The following is an 18339-nucleotide window of genomic DNA, read 5'->3' as shown; positions in this document are numbered from 1 at the left end:
ACCTGATCTCTCAGCTCAGCGGATAGCTGTTCGACCAAGAAGAAATTGTAGTTTTCAATGTCTCTGAACTGCTCAATCCCAACATTACCCCATGAGGTTTGTATGATATTGGCGTAAGGGTTGAGTGGATGAAGTGCCTGTGCAATGCGTTTAACCGAATCCGTTTCCAGCTTATCGGTTTTGGTGAGGAAAACGCGGTTAGAAAACATGATCTGCTCAACCAAAAGGTTTTCCAAACCACGGATGCCTTTTTGCAGATTCTCCTGCCAAGTTGGAATTAAATCCTCCGCGTGGTCGTAATCGTCTCTTAACCACGTAGAGTCAACAAGAGTGATCACACCTTTCAACGAGTAGGCGTGCTGCTGGCGTTTAAAATATTCGACCAGAGGTAAAGGGTGGCTACTACCTGAAGTTTCAATAAGAATCCACGGCGGCTGTTTTTTCTTCACGAGCCTTGTGAGTGCTTTGTGGAGTTTCTTAACACCTTCCGGGCTACTTACACTATCCCCGCTGATGGTCATAAAATTACCGTTGTTTTCATTCACAACATCGGTGTTCATGATCAGCACGCCGTCGACGTCCAGCTCACTCATGTCATTTACCACCACCGATGGAACACTGTCGGCATCCTGAGTCTGAGCCAGAACGCTACGTAAAACGGTGGTTTTTCCTGAACCGAGAAAACCGTGCAAAATAGTGACAGGGATGGTAGCCATGAACGTAAACCTTTATTTGAACAGATGCTTAACGAGCATCAAATCTGAATTGGTTGACGTTATAACATAACGGAATGGGTTTGTAATTTTTATCGGTTAAGAGAGCGAAACATACCAAAAAGCGATGGAAACCTGCCCACCGCCTTTGGTTCATAATCTGCTTACATAATGTAGTCGGTAATCTAATTGCGTTGCGCCTTGATGGTATTTGCCAAATCCGTCAGACGACGACATCTACCCGAGTTTCAACTCTATTGTTATTTTCGACGAATTCCATAGAGACGCTGTCTGCTTCACTCTTAGACATTCGGCGGAAAATGCTATCGGCTTGGTTTCGGGAATCACCTGCGATGTAAAACTGAGTAGTCAAAAGCTCCCGATCCCCATCAAACACTTTTACATGAATGTGTGGGGTACGCCCTGGGTAAACGGTAGGCTTGATGGTTCGAAAGCGATAGTTGCCTTCTTCATCTGTTACATCGTGCCCAAACCCTTGAAATCCAGAATCGTAAGTGACGTTTCTATCGTCGCCTGTGTGTAGATATTTTCCATTCACATCGCATTGCCAAATTTCAATTCTATGTCCGGTTAAAGGCAGCCCTGCTTTAGAAAGAATTTTCCCTTTTAGATGAATGATCTCACCGCCGGCTTGTTCAACGGCTCCAGCCACTTTCACCAGATCATTGTCGATATCAGGAAAACGCATCGACGTTTCCGGATAGAAAGGACCTTCTGTGGCACTAGGAGTGAACACTGCAGCGATAGAACTGCGTGAATACATAGGTAATGCTGCGAGCGCCGCTATGCCTTTTACAATACCTCTTCGGCTTACTGATTTCATAGATAGAGAGCTTCCTTGTAGTTATGATTTTTCTTATGACAGTGTTAGGAAAATATAGTTGAGGCTCCCAACTCCCAACATGTCATCTCATCAATCTGACATTAAAGAAGGCTCAATGTTTCAGTGAATGAATGGTTATTGATTAATATGTTAGTAATGAGTTTGTGGTGATTTAAAATATCTAGTTGAATTAATGAAGATTTTATCTTCTTAACTATTTTGAGTTTTTGGGGTTATTTTTCGATAAATGGAGTGCTTAATCGCCTAAATCAGATGAAGAGTTATTCGGGAGCCTATCCAGCTCCCGAATGTTTGAGTTCACCCACTTAGACGTCTTCGACTGGCTCATTCTCGTACGCATTATGAAGTAATGCCGATAGCTCGTTAGATTGAGGAAATTTGTGTGATGAGATTTCGCTGACGCTGATTCCGGGTGTCCACGAATTCATTACCGCCGCTCCTTTCAATTCTGAAAGGTCTTCAGGGGTCACGGGATCTGTTCGATGTGGGATGTCTAGTTTGGTTAACTGTCTTTGTACCATTGCCATCATTGTGCCTTTCAGCATATCGGCTTTTGGCCAGACGATGGTTTCGCCGTCCCAAAAAGCCATATTCCATATGGTTCCTTCACTTATGCGGTTATTGTTATCAATGAATACCGCATCATCAAAACCTTGTCTTATTGCCTGATGCAGATAGTAGGTTTTGCCTATCTCGCCGACGTGTTTGATGTTCGCCAGCGGTCTTTCGTGATGGATCGCTGCGAGTTTCAGAGGAGCGTCTGGACCGTTAGATGGCGCACTGGTGCGAATCAGTACTTTCGGTTCAATGTTCATACTTGCAGATGTAAATTCCCCCTCGGGCGAATAGACCGTCACAGTAAGCGAAAGATCCGCAGGACCTTTTTCTAACGCGGTACGGACGTAAGAACGCACTATCTCATCTGGTACCGCCTTTCCAAAAAGCGTCATTGAAGCATTTCTCAATCGCTCCAAATGTAAGTCCATACCCTTTATTTTTCGGTCTCGAACCTGAAGTGCGGTGAAGTGAGCAAAGCCAGAAAATGCAAGGCGACATATTTCTGAATTGGGAATGAATTCCCCATTTAATAGGGTTTGTTCTGCATAGATATCACTGTTCATTTTGATGGCTCCAAATTGAAAAAAGTATGCGGAGCCAATACTATAAACCCTCACACTGCTGTCAGAGTCAAGAGGGAAAATGAAGATAGGTGAGTTGTCCAAGCAATCAGGAGTGAGTATTCGGATGTTGCGTTATTACGAGCAACAAGGATTGCTGAAACCCAAACGTACTCCAAGCGGATACAGAGATTTTGATAGCGGAGAAGTCCTTACTCTGGAGCGAATAAAACTTCTGAGCGCAGCAGGGATGAAGCTGACGACCATGCTGGAATTTTTACCCTGCCTAAGAGGTGACAGACCTGTTTTGGAACCGTGTGATGAGCTAAGAAATCTTCTGCATGAACAGATTCGTGTCGCTAATGAACAAGTGGCTAAAATCGCTGAAAGCCGAAAAATACTCGAAAACTTTTTAAGAGAGATAGAAGAGAATTGAGTAACAGATAGCAAGATCAAAAACGCCCGATGAAGCTCATCGGGCGTTTTAATTTACATCCATCAACTCATTTTAAAACGGGTGATGACGTAAGAACCGCTTAGTTCAGGTCAGCAAAGATCGCTTCTGCGTTAACCACACCACCTGAAATAGACAGGGTGCTGAATGGAACCAGATCTTCTGGCGAAGACGGTTTCTTAACCAACAGCCCTGGGTATGTAGTGGAATGCTTCATCAACAGTCTTTTCAGCTGTGTTGCTGATAAGTCTGGGTATCGAGACCAAACCAGAGCTGCGACACCAGAAACGACTGGAGCTGCCATACTTGTGCCACTGTACGCGGCGTAAGTGTTGTCTGGTGTAGTTGAAAGCACTCGGTATCCCGGTGCGAAGATATCAACGCTCTTTTGACCGAAGCTACTGAAGAAAGTCACCAGATTTTCATCCGCTGCTTTATCGGAAGCACCGACATCCATCCAAGTTGGGATTGGGTGACCACCGTAGTGAACCGCGTAACGGTTCGGGTAGCTTGGTTTGATGTCATTGTCGTTGCGGCTGTTACCAGCGGAGTGAACAATCAGTACATCTCGGCTTGCTGCATAACGGAAGGCTTCATCCACAATGTATTTGTGAGGTGAGTAGCTCTTACCAAAGCTCATGTTGATGATTTTTGCACCATTGTCAACGGCATAACGTACTGCGTTAGCGATGTCTTTATCACGCTCATCACCGTTTGGAACCATACGCACAGCCATGATCTGAGCGTAGTCAGCCACACCGTCGATGCCTACGCCATTGTTGCGCTCGGCAGCAATGATGCCAGCAACGTGCGTACCGTGTCTGCCAACTGGTCCTTTCACATCATTATTACCGTAACCTCTTTCCCAAGGGTTTCTTGGGTTGTCCATCACGATGTCTCTGCGTGGATCAAAGTCTAGGTTGTAGTGGTAGTTGATGGATTCCTGGTAGCGGCTTACGCGTGACTCCAGGTAATCAAATGAACGCCATTTTTCAAATACAACCAGCAGACCTTGTGCAGCGGCAACGACAGCTGCATCTGAATGAGTCAGTAGCGGCTGAAGCCCTTCCTTAGAAAAATCGGTGTGGTCTACAACAGCTAAAATCTCAGCTTTGTACTGGTTTGCCTGCTCAGTAGCCAGAACAACCTGATCCAATGCATTTTGGTAGTAAGCCACCGACTCCAGGTAGTCCGCTTCTACGCCTTCATAGTAAGCGCGTTTTTTAGGCGAGATCCAATATCCCTTTTCCTTCAGCTTGAGGTACTTTTTGTACTCACGCGTCACCTCTAAGGTATCTTGATCCATGTTGACGCCAAACGCGTTACCCAGATAGTTCCATCCGTGAATATCGTCGATGTAACCGTTGCCGTCGTCATCAATACCATTGTGTGGAATTTCGTCTTCGTTCGTCCAAAGCTTGTTTTTCAGGTCTTCATGGTCGGTATCCACACCTGAATCTAGAACCGCGACAATGATCGGCTGTGGCTGAAGTGGTGGAAGAAGGTGGTTGTATACAAAATCGACACCAGAACCCTGAATCGCTGAATAGTTTGGAGAAGCGTTGAACCAGTCGCCGCGGTGTTCTGTCGGGTCGCTCAGTGTTCTGAGAACACTTAACACCGGTTTAACTGACTGAGGAGAGTGATCCTCAACGATGGTGCCTTTTACATCTTTTATGAAAGGAGAGTTGATAGGGTCTCCTTCGACATTTGCATAAGCTGAAAAACTGGTACAAGCAGTTATCGCCACTGCAAGAGCGGAAAGTGTATATCCTTTATTCATTGTGTTGCATCCTTTTATCATTATGTGCTCAAAAAGCGACCTGAAGATAAAATGAATACAGTTGAATATCATTCGCATTATTTATAAAGTGCGTAATTGATTCCATAAAGCAATGTATTGCATATGAAAATATGCATATAAGTTTGAAATGAATGGAAAAGAGAAAGGGAAATTCGCCGTTTTTTAGCTAAAAATTCTCTGTCTTTCTACTGGCGAAACAAACAAAAAAGGAGGCTACGCCTCCCATATTGTTATTTAAATTCAGTCGATTAAAGTGTTTTTTAATATCGATAAGGCCACAGATATGATGCCTAAACGAATGCACTTTGAGAGTACTTTCTGATTTCTCCCAGCGCATAAGCAATGATCTCGTTATGCTCCAGAGATGGAGAGAAGAATACGCAAATGTTGTAGTTAATTGTACTGGCGACCTCAAAACAGTCGATCTTAGAAATATGCCCTAGTTGGCAAAAAGGTGTCGCCAGCTCATCAGGCAAAGCTGCCCAGCCATTGTGCTTTAGTAGCTCTATGACGACGTCGTTATTGCTGACTATGCTTGAGTTTGGAGAAACTTTAGCTCCCTGCAGCCCAGTATCAGAGTGGTTTTCTAATATGTACTGCTTTTCAATTTGAAGGTCTGTGATTCTCACATCAGAACGTTTTGTCAACGGGCTGTCCGCACCAACATAAATGGACAAAGGAACCCGTCCCAGATTGATAAAATTCACTTCTTTGTCTGGACGAACCATCATTTTTATCGGCATTAATGCAAGGTGTGCCTGCCCACTTATCAAGTCTTCCATCGCTTCTTGACGACTTCGGTGTAACCAATTGAGTTGGGTTTGTGGGTACTGTTGGCGAATGTTTCTCTCTATATGGGCAATTAGAGAAGAGGGGATCATTGCGTCGTGATAGATATTGAGGACGAGTATCTCCTGATCAAAGGAGTTCAGTGCCGCTTTTTCGAATTCCTCTATTTGTCGGGAAATGGCTGCACCTCTGGGGTAAAGTTGTTTAGCCGCGTTTGTCGGGACTGCGCTGCGTCCCTCAATGTTAAAAAGATCAACCCCGATACTGTCTTCAAGAATCGTCACATGCTCACGTACTGTCGAGCGATCTCTTCCGATACGCCTCGCGGCAGCGCTGTAAGAACCACATTCATATACCGCACAAAAGCTCACTATCTGATCTCGTGTAAACATTGCTTATATTCAACCTATGGATGGGAAAGCCCAACAAAAGTGGTTATATCATAGTTTATTTGAGAGGTATATTAAACATATAGCAAACGAGCTAACAAACAATTTCCTTAAGTGAGGTGCTTATGTTCAAGTTTAACAAGGTTTCTTTTGCCGTTTTGATGTCTGCATGTGTGGGTTTTTCTAGCGTTGCGGTGGCTAATGATTACAAGGTTATTGAAGGTGTTATTTATGGGCAGGGTGACGTTACGCTAAACGGTGAAGTGCAACCAAGAGATCTATGGATGGACGTGTATCTACCTGAAAATGTTCAGGCTGAACCGACTGAGGCTATTTTTATGACTTTTGGTGGTGCATACCATAGAGGTCACCCACACAACCCTTATTTAATGGAAGGCGCTCAAACGACTTCAATGAAAGAGTATTGTGAGACGTTCGTAAAACGTGGTCATGCCTGCTTTACCATTGACTATCGAGTGGCTCCGGAACAACCAGTCCCAACTCGTGAAGGATACAGTGAAGACATGCTGAATATGGATGCCGTCCCCAACATGCAAGGTCAGGTGAACATTGTTCGCTCTCTTATGGAGCTGCCAGCACTCGACTTCAACAATCAAGCTGATGTAGAGATACTTGAAAATACCGTACTCTCAGCGGCAGAAGACTTGCGTAGCGCCGTTCGTTTCGTGAAAGACAACGCCAGTGAATACAACATTGACCCAGATAAAATCGTGTTAGGTGGCTTTTCCGCAGGGGCAATTACCAGCCTAAATGTCGGGCATGGTATGCAGGAACCTGTAGCGGGCGTGATGATGTTAGGTACAGCAGAGATTGGGTTCGATATTAAGAAAACCGTCAAAGATGGAGAAGAAGTGAGCCCAATTCTGATGTTTCAGGGTCAGTACGATTTGCCAGCGACCTTCATTGGTACTCCGGATCTTTTAGAGCATTACAATAATGTGGGTGTTGACTATTCCTACTCATGGATCCCCGGCGCAAGCCATTTCTATCCTGCTGGCTCGGTGGCTTTGTCCGGTGATGGTTTGCGTAAGCCAATAGAGCAGCGGATGGTCGAATTTATCGAACGTGTCACTCAATAAGAAATAGAAAAATCATAGAATCTAATGCAAAGCACTCTCGATAGAGAGTGCTTTTTTATATCGATTAAAGCACTTTCTTAATAGCAGCTTCCGCGCATGCTACATCCAGGTGACCACCCGGAGCGCCGCCTACACCAATCGCACCAATGATTTGATCATTCACTTTGAGTGGAATGCCACCTGCAAGCAGCAACAGGTTGTCATCCATATCTTTTAGCGGTTGCAAAATTGGTTTTTCAGAGATGGTCTTCATCAGGTTTGCGGTAGGCTGCTTCATGCTTACTGCCGTAAACGCTTTTTTGCGTGAGCTTTCCAGCGTGTGAGTCCCGGCGTTGTCAGCACGCAGTTGAGCTACTACACGACCCGCGGTATCAACCACAGTGGTACTTACTCGGTAGCCTTGGGAATGGCATTGGTTTACGGATTCTAGCGCCAGCTGAAATGCGGTTTGTGAAGCAATATTAGCGACATTCACGGTCTTGTTTTCAGATGCGGAAACATTGGTGCTCATCAGACCGGTAACAGCAAACGCAGCAGCAAATAAGGTGTGTTTCATTGTCATGGGTATCTCCTTGTTATTGGATGTCTGTTTTGATAGAGCCATCTTAAATAAGGTCGAATTACCGAATACTTTCACCAACATTACAAACTGGTAATGTTCAATTTATCCGCAGAAAAGCTGTTAAAATTTGACCTGTAGGACAAGTAAAAAGGAAATCTGTGTGAGAGTGTTGCTCATTGAAGACGACAGCTTTATTGCTGACTTTGTCATTCAGGGTTTGGAACAAGAAGGCTACAGCGTGACCCATACTGCCAATGGTTTGGATGGTGCACATCTGGCTAAGAGTGAGCCGTTCGATATTCTGATTCTCGATATCATGTTGCCGGGCAAAGATGGGTTTCAGATCCTCTCTGAATTGCGCGGGGAAGGACATTCGATCCCGGTGATTATCCTTAGCGCTAAACACTCGGTTGAAGAGAGAGTGCAGGGAATCAAATCTGGCGCGGATGACTATCTTGTTAAGCCATTTGCATTCAGTGAATTGCTGGTACGCTGTCAGGCATTGCTACGACGAATGTCGGTTTCTTCAACACCAAATGCCACCTTAAAATACCTGGATGTAGAACTGAACCCACTGAAACGAGAACTGGCTCGGGGTGGCAAAACCATTTCGCTTAACCAGCGGGAATACGCGTTGGCTTATCTGCTTCTTCAGAACCCGGAAGTGGTGCTCTCGAAAACCAGCATTCTGGAATCGGTCTGGGGTTATCAGTTTGATCCGCAAACCAATGTGGTCGACGTGTTAGTGTGCCGACTTCGCGCCAAGCTAGACAAAGGCTTTGACCAGTCGCTGATTCATACTATTCGGGGAGTGGGTTATGTCCTCAAAACAGAATATTGAGTTGGCACTTCAACAAGCTAAAAAGCAGTTGTTTTCCCAGTTTATGGCTCTGCTGTTTGGCGGCTTAGTGGTGATCTTATTGCTGATTGGCATTGTGTTTTTCTTCGATTCCTACAAAGAAGAAAAGAAATACCTCCACAGTCTTTCCACTGAATACCAGCGCATACTGACCTACGAATCCGATGAAAAGCTGATCCACGTTATCGAATCCAATCAGCAGCGGTTGTTTGAAAATCATATTTCGGTCTATCTATCAGATAAATCCGGTGTGCTCCGCTACTTTGCGGGGGATGAGTTTCCTGTGATGGGGCTGGATAAAGCGATAATGGATTGGGGCGATCAAGGATTTTTCTATTTCCTTTCGCAACCGCATCTGGCGATTCAACTGCTAGGAAAGACGCATGTCTTTAGGCTGGTTGTGGATTTGGATTCCCGCTATGCGTCTGCGTTCAAAAACTGGCTGATTACCTGCCTGTCTGTGGTGTTACTTTCGCTCATCACTGCGGTGTTGGTTCATCGGTTGTTGTCCAAAACACTGCTGCCCCTGTCTCATCTGGCAGAAGACATTCGGCGTCTGGATGAAGGCAATCTAAATGAAATTTCTCAAACTCAGGTTTCACAAGCCAGTGGCGGTTTTGCTCTGCTTTATAGCAGTGTCCACAATATGCTGGGTAAGCTGACAACCTGTATCACCACGTTAGACAGAACGCTAGATGCCATTGCACACGATCTCCGTACACCCCTCACCCGCATTCATTTGACGGCAGAAAAAGCCTTGTCGCTGCCAGCTCAAAATCATTCTCCAGAACACCTTTCTAAAGCCAATGCGGATTTAACTCAGGCGTTGAGTGATTGCGCAGAAAACTCCACTCAAGCCAATAATCTTCTGACCGCTTTGATGAAACTGAATGACGAGCTGACAGGCAAGAAGCCTACTCGACTAGAAAAGATCGACCCGAATGTAATGATGAGCCGAGTCGCGGGCTGGTACGAAGACATTGCAGAGGTAAATGGTATTCACCTGAATCTGGAACTGGCAGACAGCCACTTTGTGGAAGCCGATGCTTACAAGCTGACTCAGATTATTGTCAACGTGTTAGACAATGCATTGAAATATACACAGGAAGGTGGCTCGGTGACTCTGTCCACTTCAGTCCACCAAGGTGATTACCAGATTGCTATTAAAGACACGGGTATTGGTATTGACCCCGAATACCATGAGCTGATTTTCAAGCGCCTGTTTCGGGTGGATGAAAGCCGTAATTTAACGCCCGGGTATGGGTTAGGGTTGTCGCTGACCAAGGCGATGGTAGACAGCATTAACGGTTCAATCTCGGTTGAATCTACACTGGGGCAGGGTAGTTGTTTTAAGGTTGGACTGAAAAAAGTCACAGCATAAAAAAGCCAGTGGTTATCCACTGGCTCATGTAAAGGCTATTCATCTATAGAGATTTTTGTTCCTGAAATGGCTTGTCTTTATCTTCTTCTTTTGACCAGAAATACGCCAGTACCGAACCGGATAAGTTGTGCCAAATGGAGAAAATCCCTGCTGGCAACGCAGACAGCGGTGTGAAGAACTTCAGCGCAAGAGCGGTCGCCAGACCCGAGTTTTGCAACCCGACTTCAATAGCAATGGTTTTGCAGATGGTTTTATCGAATCCAAAGACACGGCATAAACCGTAGCCAGCAATCAAACCAATGCTGTTGTGAAGCACCACGGCGAAGAAGACCCAAGCGCCAATATTGGCAATTTGATCGCGGTTTAACGCCACGATAATTGCAATCGCCAATACAATGGCTGCCATAGAAATCAGCGGTAGCAAAGGGTTAATACGTTCAATGGCTTTACTGAAAAAGTGGTTGACGAATACGCCGATGCTCACGGGAATCAGCACAATCTTCACAAGGCTCATCACCATTTGCATGACGGGAACATCAACGCTGACGCCCAAAAAGAGATCCACTAAAAACGGTGTCATGACCACGCCTAGCAAAGTGGAGATTGCCGTCATGGTAATAGAAAGTGCAACGTTCCCTTTAGCGAGGTAACAAATCACATTGGACGCAGTTCCTCCTGCGACACTGCCGACCAATACCATACCGATAGTCAGCGCTTCATTCATGCCAAATGCCATCGCAATCAGAAGAGCGGCAAGAGGCATAATAGAAAATTGAAGAAATACTCCAACACCTACGGCTTTTAGATATGAAGAAAGGCGCTTAAAGTCGGCAATTTTCAGTGTTAAGCCCATCGATAACATGATGATCATAAGCAATGGAACGATTTGGCTTTTCAGAGGAACGAATATGTCTGGCTGAATATATGCCGCCGCGGATCCTAAGATCGCCCACAGCGGGAACCAGTTGATGATTGTTTTAAGCATGATGAATATATGAGAATGGATTCATTGGTGTGTTTGATAATCCATCAAATGTGTCGGTATGTACAAGCGTTTTAGGTAGCTAGGTGTTTAAAACTGGTCAAAAACTAATGTTTCTCTCAAGTGTAAAAATCCAGTTAATGAATAAAAACCAGTTGGTAATTTTGGTTAATTATCAATTATTCGTTCAATAGCATGCGAATTTGGTTATGTTAAGTAAAATGTTTCATTTGGCATTATTATCTCATTCAGAAAGAAACGGACCGAAAATTCAGCTCTCGATTGTCAGAAATCGTCTCAAATTCATCTTTTCCACCTCATCCCAAAAGTGCAACTCATCGCATTCACGCATAGCTTTTTAGAGCAAGTTAAAAAGACCATATATACCCAAGAATCTTAAGACCAATTGGGTATAACAATGGCACTCACAAGAACGAGCTTGATGTACGTAGTAGGCTGAATTTCAATATTTTAAGAATATTCACAGGATAATTAGTATGTTAAGGAAAGTACTAAGTTGCTGTATCGCTGCTTCGTTTGCGGTGATCTCAACGTCAAGTCAGGCACAACAAAATGGAGTACAAGGATTTACAGCGGAGGGTCAAACACTGGCTCCTCTGGTTTCTGCACCGGAAAGCCAAGGCGTTGAAGGTCAGTACATTGTGGTACTGAAACAGCCTCTGACATTGGCGAGCAACCCTGAATCCATTCAGTCTTTCACGCAGCAAACAGTTTCTAGCCTTGAAACTGAGCAAGCGGTGAAGATTGAGAAGGTATTCGATCGCTCAATCAGTGGTTTTGTTGCAACGCTAAATGCCGAGCAACTTCGTTCGCTGCGTGCGGATCAGCGTGTAGAATTTATCGAGCAGGACCGCATCATTTCCATCGACCCGGTTGTTTCGGCTAATGCCAACCAGAGCAACGCAATCTGGGGTCTGGATCGAATTGACCAGCGCGACTTGCCACTTAACCGCAACTACAACTACAACTTTGATGGTTCGGGTGTTACTGCGTATGTCATCGATACCGGTGTCACCACAACCCACCCAGAATTTGGCGGTCGTGCTGTATCGGGCTATGACTTTGTCGACAACGATGCTGATTCCACCGATTGTAACGGTCACGGTACACACGTAGCGGGAACCATTGGTGGTGCTCAGTACGGTGTGGCCAAAAACGTGAACATCGTCGGTGTCCGAGTCTTGGGTTGTACAGGTAACGGTTCAACTTCTGGTGTTATTGCTGGTGTTGACTGGGTTGCTGCCAATGCCTCGGGTCCTTCCGTCGCTAACATGAGTTTGGGCGGTGGCGTATCAACAGCGCTTGATCGTGCGGTTGCCAATGCCGTTCAGTCTGGTGTGAGCTTTATGCTGGCGGCAGGTAACTCTAATGCGGATGCCTGTAGCTCATCACCTGCTCGTGAGCCAAGTGGTGTGACCGTTGGGTCGACAACCAGCAGCGACAGCCGTTCCAGCTTCTCAAACTGGGGTAGCTGTGTTGATGTATTTGCACCGGGTTCCAGCATCAAATCTGCCTGGTTCGACGGCAGCTACAAAACCATCAGCGGCACATCAATGGCGACTCCACATGTAGCAGGTGTAGCGGCGCTTTACCTGCAAGAAAACGGCGCACTTTCTCCTGCTCAGGTTTCTGCACTCATCAGTAATCGCGCAAGTGTCGGTAAAGTCAGCGATACCAAAGGTTCTGTGAATAAATTGGTATACAGCCAGGTAGGCAGCGGTTGCGATACTAACTGTCCTAATCCGGGAGACGGTCAACTGAAAAATGGTCAGGCTGAAACAGGCATCGCGGTAAGCCGTGGTGAGAAGAAACACTACTACATCGATGTACCTGCGGGCAGAAGCCTGTCGGTGACAATCAGTGGTGGTTCTGGTGACGCAGACCTCTACACCCGATTTGGTGCGCAGCCAACAACCAGTACTTGGGATTGCCGCCCATACCGCTGGGGTAACAGTGAAACCTGCACAGTACCGACGACTAAGAATGGTCGTTACTACATCATGCTGAATGGTTACTCTGCGTCGAGCGGTATAACCCTGAAAGCCAGCTACTAAGTACAGTCGCTAATAAGGCAGGTCTCAGAGACCTGCCTTTTATCATAATCACCTGCAGCCTCATTAAGAAAATGACCTTGATTGAGCTATTGACTACGCTGTGAGTGCGTCCTCCAAATTATGTTCGTTCTCGAGCAGATGTTTCAGTTCCTGAATTCCTGCTTCTTTTAGCACTTGGTAGTGATCCACATTCAGTTCGATGATCTTCGGTGGGTGCTGGCTAAATGGTGGCGAGTTTTCAAGAAACGAGTAGTGGTCTCCCTGTGCTTTCAGGATCGTAATTGGCGTGTTGAGTTTTCGGTTTGCCAGCTCGTCGAACTGATAGCTGAAACCGTAAGTCATGGCTACAACACGAATGATTCGTTTCACGAGACTCTCCTCAAGCTCGGTAAATCTCTGGCATATAAAGGAAACAAAGTCGTCTTCCGTTCGGCACAGTTGCAGACAGCGATCCAGCAGCTTTCCTTCAATCCGGTGTGCAAATACCGAAAACAGAATGGCGAGAAACACAGGGTTATCAAATCGTGCTTCATGAGAATACGCTTTTTCTCTCTCCATTTGGGTAACGGGAGCACCCGGAGCCAGTAAATACAAGGCGTTGACTTCATCACCCATGGCTTCTAGCTGCGCAGCGGTTTCAAACGCAACACGTGCGCCAAAGGAATAGCCCCAGAGTGTATAAGGTCCGTTGGGTTGCAGTGCTTTGATTTGTTTGATGTCTTCCGCCGCCATCTCTTTCACCGATGCCAGAGGAACTTCACCCTGATTGATCCCAAGTGCCTGTATTCCGATAAGGGATTGATCGGTAAACAGCCCATCGGCTAACGATCTCAGGCTCAGTGGGTAACCGCCTAATCCTGGCCAGCAAAACACAGGATCTTTGGAGCCTTTACTGAGGCGTATAAATCGGGCGTTCTCATGTTGTTTGTTTCCATTTTCCTCAACCCATTTTGCCAAATCCGCAATGGTGGGTTTTTCGAACAGAACCTGAAGGGGCATTTTTATGGAAAAGCTGCCGTTAATGCGGTTAACCAGAGCCACAGCCGTCAGTGAATTACCTCCTGACTCGAAGAAGTTATCCTGCGCGGAAACCGATTCCCACTTCATCACCCGGCACCAGATATCGCCGATTTTCTTTTCAGCTTCAGTACAGAGCGGAACCATCTCCCGATTGATGTCCAGACTTTTAAGTGCGTCCAACTGGTTGAGTGCGGCAAGGTCTACTTTTCCATTCACGGTTTGAGGGAGGTTATTAAGAACCAGTACCTTGTTGGGGATCATATAGTTAGGCAGTTGTTGCTCTAACTCTTCTTTCAGCATTTCAGCCGGACCTTTCATGTGTACGCTGTCTTCGTACATGCCTTCACTCTGATACTGCTCCTGACTGACTGCACCGCCAATACAGAAGTAGAAGCTTTCAACTGGAAGGTTGAATTCTGACACGATGGAACGGATTTTTAATGCCGAAGGAAGATCATTTCCTGATTTGGAACTGTAGCCAGAAGACATCATACCCAGTAACTGGTGGTTGCTTTGGAAACGGTGAAGCGCGCGACCAAGATGAACATAATGGCTGTCTTTGTCTTCACTGTTGCAGACCATACTGATACCAAAACTTGAACGCTCATACACCTTCTGATTGATGGCAATAACGTCACTTTTTTCAATGACGCGATTGGTCATGAAATCTAAGTCGCCATCTCGGTATCGATAAAGACCAGCGGGCAATCCTTCGACTTTATTTTCATGCGCTTGAACCAAAATCTGGACGGCATCGGATGTATTACTTGGAGTGCCGTTTTCAATGCGATAACTCCCCAGATAGTAGTCGCTACGTTCGCCTTCATACCATTCTGGAAGTGTGTCTCGTGAAACAGAGAGGTTCTGGGAAACCGAATGAGCGTGCTCTGGAAGCAATTCATCAAACAGACCAAGCATGTGCCCTGTTTCCATCTCCAAGACTTCCAGAACATTGTTTTTGTAAACATGTTCGATGGCACTGCGTTTACCGATGAAGTGAATGTTGAAGCAGGGAGCGCAATCTTCTGGCAACGCGCGAATGTGTATTAAACAATGTTCAACTGGGTGATAGTAGTAAATACCGGGTTGCAAACCTTCCATGCCGCTCAATTCAAAATACATTTGAGTGGCGTACAACGCCCCTGGAGATGCATAAGCATGTTTTGGTAATAGACGTTCTTCGCTGAGGAACTGACCAAAGTTACGTAAAAGCACGCCAAAGTTTTCAAGAGAAATACGACCCTGATTAGCCATGGAACAGGGCGCTGGTGGTTGATGTTCTAGCAAACTAAGCAGAGTGTCTTTCGTGATTCTGGAATCGGACTCGAAGAAGCGATACGTTTTCCGACCAAACGCTCGGGCTCTTTGTTCTTTCGAAGCGGTTTTCCCCGAGAGGTTGATAATGTGCTCAGGTTTGCGACCTTCAAGCGAAAGGCTTCCGGAGTTTGAAAGCTGCGCCTTCACCTGGAACTTGTTGGATTTAGATTGATGGTGGCTGTCGTGATTGCCCTGATCCATCAATGCAGCCTGAGTTTCATCAAGTTCAACGCAGGCAACTAAGTTTTGGTGACCTGTACGGGCATCATCCTTAACCACTACTGCTGCAGTTTTTACCCAGTTGTGATTTTCAATAGCAAGTCGAATTTCATCCAGTTCTACGCGATACCCTCGAAGCTTTATCTGGCTGTCTGCTCGCCCGATAAAGTGTGTATTACCGTCGTTGTCCTGTTTAACGAGATCGCCGGTTTTATAGAGAATTTCATGACCGGGAAGAAAGGCTTTGGGGTTTTTTATGAATTTCTCAGCGGTTAACTCTGGGCGATTGTGATAGCCATTGGATACCTGAACGCCCGATATATGAAGCTCGCCAATTTCATTCACCAGCGCTGGTTCGCCGTCTTCCCGGAGTACGTGATACATGGTATTGGCAACGGGTTTACCTATGGAAATGGCATCTGGGTATGTGTTGATTGAGCTTTGGGAAAGGGTGAAGGTGGAAGCGTTAACGGTACATTCGGTGGGGCCATACAGGTTGGTGAGTGAAGCATCTGGCATCTTACTGAAAAATTGCTTCGCCAGATTTCTGGTGAGGATTTCTCCCCCGCTGAACACCTGCTTGAGAGACTCGCAATCGGGGAACAGCGGGTGGTCGACCAGAGCCTGTAATAATGTGGGCACACACTGCAATACCGTAATTTCTTCATCAATGATGGTTTCGAGCATCGCATCCGGATCTTTGTAGCATCCTTCGGGTCCTACAATTAACCGACTTCCGTATGCGGGTGCCAGAATTTCCCATTGGGCAGCATCAAAGCTGGACGGCGTTTTCTGAATAATTCGGTCAGATCGGTCGAACCCAAACTGACTCTTCATAAATGCAATTTGATTGGAGATGTTCTGGTACGTAACCATGACACCTTTAGGCTTACCTGAACTTCCTGACGTGTAAATAACATAAGCCAGACGCTGACTGGACACGTCTGGATTGCCGTTTGTTTTACTGCTTGTCGGCAAGTTATTCAGTTCCTCCAGCGTCACTATCTTAATGCCTTCAGTAACGATGGAGGTGAGTTGTGCTTTTAGATGTTCCGAGGTCAGAACAACCTGAATACCAGAATCCTCCACCATGTACCGGAGGCGTTCGGTTGGATAATCAAGGGCTAAGGGAAGATACGCGCGATTTGAAGCGAGAATGGACCACGCGCCAAGAACCATGTCAGCGGACGGACTGAAGTACAAGCCAATACGGGATGCTTGATCATCAATTGCGCTGCTCAAGCCATTTGCATTCTTAACCACCTGTTGGAAGAACTCACCGTATGTGTGAGAGGCGGTAAGATCCTGAACGGCGATGTCTTCTGGATGGGTGAGTGCATGAGATTCCAGCATGCTTAGCAAACAAGGATCGCTGGAGGTTAGGTTATCGTCTTCAATAAGGTTTGTGTTGGGAACGGATTTAGGTATAGCTGTGTTCATTCTGAGTAAGCTCCTTTTGTTAATGAACGCAGTGGGAAGGCCTACAGAGAAACTACATAATGAAAGAAACTTACACAAGAGAATCTTTTGTGAAAGATAAATTCTTATAAAAAACTGACATAACCCGTACATGTATCTCAGGTAAGAACTTTGAAATAACTTGGATGTACGGGAGGAAGGGAAGGTTACTTTTCGCTTACAACAAGCCAGCTTCTCATGATAGAGGCAAGTTGGTTTTGTTCTTCAAGTGTCAAAGGCGAAAGGGTTTTTTCGGCGTTTGCCAGATGTGCTTCAACGGCTTTATCTATCAGGGCTTTCCCCTCTTCTGATAGCGTGACTTTGCAACTGCGCCTGTCTTCGTTGCTCGCCACTCTCACTATTAAATCTCGCTGAACAAGGTGTTCGATTCGGGTGCTCATGGCACCGGATGACAGCATAAGTGTCTGATACAACTCGGTAGGGGTCAGTGGTTCATTATTTCGTCTTAATGTCGCAAGAATATCGAACTCTACTGAGGTTAAATTATGGTCTTTAAAGACTTTATTCTGTTTTTTTTCAATGATTTGACTCATGCGTCTTAGCCGACCAACTACTCCCATCAACGAGCAATCCAGTTCAGGTCGCTGTTTTTGCCACTGAAGTAGTAATTTATCTACATGATCGTATTCCATATTGCACACCAATTTAGCTTTCCAAGAAGATACTTTACATTGAATTATTTATGCATTAACTTGGATTTATCTTTTCATAAAGATATTTATTAGAAAGATACAAAATTTTATCATCAAACTTGTTACTACACACCACTTTCACCCACAAACTTGATCTGGTTATTAAAAGGAATCAATAGATGGTGATTTTATAAAATGTAGAGGTAGAACAATGACTAAGCTCCAGACACTCTTCAATATATCTCTTACTGCATTAGCCCCCATTGTATGGGGCAGCACTTATATAGTGACAACAGAAGCCCTCCCCGCAGACCTCCCCATTTACGCTTCTGTGATCCGCGCATTAGGTGCCGGGTTAATTCTAGTAATGCTGTTCAGAACCCTGCCTTCTGGTAAATGGTGGTTCAAAATTGGTGTTTTGGGGTTGCTCAATATTGGTCTCTTCTTTTACTGCCTGTTTGCGGCGGCTTACTACTTACCGGGTGGGATCGCCGCGCTATTTTTATCCACACAACCCCTTTTTGTTATTGTGCTTGGTGCACTGATTTTAAAAAGTAAGCTTAACCTGACGAACTTGATGT

General features: G+C 45.5%; 15 protein-coding genes. 6 read left to right on the top strand and 9 right to left on the bottom strand.

Annotated features, from left to right (window positions below):
• The 3 genes from RH89_RS01650 to RH89_RS01640 all read right to left on the bottom strand — a co-directional run.
• Positions 1-716: CobW family GTP-binding protein (locus RH89_RS01650; RefSeq protein ID WP_004398223.1), on the bottom strand; the 716-nt coding region annotated here is incomplete at its 3' end.
• 220 nt (positions 717-936) lie between these two features.
• Entirely contained in the window at positions 937-1557 is a 621-nt protein-coding gene (locus tag RH89_RS01645; protein ID WP_004398222.1) for a dioxygenase family protein, read from the bottom strand.
• A gap of 326 nt (positions 1558-1883) precedes the next feature.
• On the bottom strand, positions 1884-2699 hold the full coding sequence (locus tag RH89_RS01640) for an aminotransferase class IV family protein (protein WP_004398221.1): 816 nt from the start codon (positions 2697-2699) through the stop codon (positions 1884-1886).
• A 79-nt stretch (positions 2700-2778) separates the two neighbouring features.
• Between RH89_RS01640 and RH89_RS01635 the strand changes: the two genes are divergently transcribed.
• Positions 2779-3132 (top strand): MerR family transcriptional regulator, encoded by a 354-nt coding sequence (locus RH89_RS01635; RefSeq protein WP_004398220.1) that lies wholly within the window; start codon positions 2779-2781, stop codon positions 3130-3132.
• A gap of 100 nt (positions 3133-3232) precedes the next feature.
• Here the strand turns inward: RH89_RS01635 and RH89_RS01630 are convergent, their stop codons facing one another.
• Both RH89_RS01630 and RH89_RS01625 read right to left on the bottom strand, forming a co-directional pair.
• On the bottom strand, positions 3233-4933 hold the full coding sequence (locus tag RH89_RS01630) for a S8 family peptidase (protein WP_004398219.1): 1701 nt from the start codon (positions 4931-4933) through the stop codon (positions 3233-3235).
• 311 nt (positions 4934-5244) lie between these two features.
• A complete protein-coding gene (locus RH89_RS01625; RefSeq protein WP_004398218.1) occupies positions 5245-6135 on the bottom strand; it encodes a LysR family transcriptional regulator in 891 nt (296 codons plus the stop codon).
• A gap of 122 nt (positions 6136-6257) precedes the next feature.
• Here RH89_RS01625 and RH89_RS01620 point away from each other — a divergent pair, with 122 nt between their 5' ends.
• Positions 6258-7232, top strand: coding sequence for an alpha/beta hydrolase (locus tag RH89_RS01620; protein WP_004398217.1), 975 nt, complete (start codon positions 6258-6260; stop codon positions 7230-7232).
• A 64-nt stretch (positions 7233-7296) separates the two neighbouring features.
• Here the strand turns inward: RH89_RS01620 and RH89_RS01615 are convergent, their stop codons facing one another.
• The gene (locus RH89_RS01615; RefSeq protein WP_004398216.1) at positions 7297-7794 is read right to left on the bottom strand and encodes a GlcG/HbpS family heme-binding protein; all 498 of its coding nucleotides are present in this window, start codon (positions 7792-7794) and stop codon (positions 7297-7299) included.
• 160 nt (positions 7795-7954) lie between these two features.
• On the opposite strand from RH89_RS01615, the gene RH89_RS01610 reads away from it, so the two are divergent.
• Together RH89_RS01610 and RH89_RS01605 are read left to right on the top strand one after the other, a co-directional pair.
• Positions 7955-8635, top strand: coding sequence for a response regulator (locus RH89_RS01610; protein ID WP_004398215.1), 681 nt, complete (start codon positions 7955-7957; stop codon positions 8633-8635).
• A complete protein-coding gene (locus tag RH89_RS01605) occupies positions 8613-10034 on the top strand; it encodes a sensor histidine kinase (RefSeq protein WP_004398214.1) in 1422 nt (473 codons plus the stop codon). Before RH89_RS01610 ends, RH89_RS01605 begins: the two co-directional genes overlap by 23 nt.
• A 43-nt stretch (positions 10035-10077) precedes the next feature.
• On the opposite strand, the gene RH89_RS01600 is transcribed toward RH89_RS01605, so the two are convergent.
• Positions 10078-11019: a bile acid:sodium symporter family protein gene (locus RH89_RS01600; RefSeq protein WP_004398213.1), complete on the bottom strand. Its 942-nt coding sequence runs from the start codon at positions 11017-11019 to the stop codon at positions 10078-10080.
• A gap of 494 nt (positions 11020-11513) precedes the next feature.
• Between RH89_RS01600 and RH89_RS01595 the strand changes: the two genes are divergently transcribed.
• A complete protein-coding gene (locus tag RH89_RS01595) occupies positions 11514-13091 on the top strand; it encodes a S8 family peptidase (protein ID WP_004398212.1) in 1578 nt (525 codons plus the stop codon).
• Between the two features lie 93 nt (positions 13092-13184).
• Here the strand turns inward: RH89_RS01595 and RH89_RS01590 are convergent, their stop codons facing one another.
• A complete protein-coding gene (locus tag RH89_RS01590; protein WP_004398211.1) occupies positions 13185-17087 on the bottom strand; it encodes an amino acid adenylation domain-containing protein in 3903 nt (1300 codons plus the stop codon).
• Between the two features lie 185 nt (positions 17088-17272).
• Positions 17273-17758 carry a MarR family winged helix-turn-helix transcriptional regulator gene (locus RH89_RS01585; protein ID WP_004398210.1) on the bottom strand — a complete coding sequence of 162 codons (486 nt, stop codon included), beginning with the start codon at positions 17756-17758 and terminating at the stop codon, positions 17273-17275.
• Positions 17759-17969: 211 nt separating this feature from the next.
• Here RH89_RS01585 and RH89_RS01580 point away from each other — a divergent pair.
• Positions 17970-18339 (top strand): EamA family transporter (locus RH89_RS01580; RefSeq protein WP_004398209.1); only part of this gene is annotated, 370 nt, incomplete at its 3' end.

The sequence above is a fragment of the Vibrio nigripulchritudo ATCC 27043 genome (assembly GCF_000222685.1).
Classification (GTDB): Bacteria; Pseudomonadota; Gammaproteobacteria; order Enterobacterales; family Vibrionaceae; genus Vibrio; species Vibrio nigripulchritudo.
Note: the sequence above shows the minus strand (reverse complement) of the source record. Positions and strands in the feature narration are given on the sequence as shown.

Bases quoted from the DNA above. Each gene is read 5' to 3' on its own strand.
- RH89_RS01595 (WP_004398212.1), top strand. From the start codon at position 11,514: ATGTTAAGGAAAGTACTAAGTTGCTGTATCGCTGCTTCGTTTGCGGTG.
- RH89_RS01620 (WP_004398217.1), top strand. From the start codon at position 6,258: ATGTTCAAGTTTAACAAGGTTTCTTTTGCCGTTTTGATGTCTGCATGT.
- RH89_RS01590 (WP_004398211.1), bottom strand. From the start codon at position 17,087: ATGAACACAGCTATACCTAAATCCGTTCCCAACACAAACCTTATTGAA.
- RH89_RS01585 (WP_004398210.1), bottom strand. From the start codon at position 17,758: ATGGAATACGATCATGTAGATAAATTACTACTTCAGTGGCAAAAACAG.
- RH89_RS01630 (WP_004398219.1), bottom strand. From the start codon at position 4,933: ATGAATAAAGGATATACACTTTCCGCTCTTGCAGTGGCGATAACTGCT.
- RH89_RS01615 (WP_004398216.1), bottom strand. From the start codon at position 7,794: ATGACAATGAAACACACCTTATTTGCTGCTGCGTTTGCTGTTACCGGT.
- RH89_RS01600 (WP_004398213.1), bottom strand. From the start codon at position 11,019: ATGCTTAAAACAATCATCAACTGGTTCCCGCTGTGGGCGATCTTAGGA.
- RH89_RS01635 (WP_004398220.1), top strand. From the start codon at position 2,779: ATGAAGATAGGTGAGTTGTCCAAGCAATCAGGAGTGAGTATTCGGATG.
- RH89_RS01640 (WP_004398221.1), bottom strand. From the start codon at position 2,699: ATGAACAGTGATATCTATGCAGAACAAACCCTATTAAATGGGGAATTC.
- RH89_RS01625 (WP_004398218.1), bottom strand. From the start codon at position 6,135: ATGTTTACACGAGATCAGATAGTGAGCTTTTGTGCGGTATATGAATGT.
- RH89_RS01605 (WP_004398214.1), top strand. From the start codon at position 8,613: ATGTCCTCAAAACAGAATATTGAGTTGGCACTTCAACAAGCTAAAAAG.
- RH89_RS01645 (WP_004398222.1), bottom strand. From the start codon at position 1,557: ATGAAATCAGTAAGCCGAAGAGGTATTGTAAAAGGCATAGCGGCGCTC.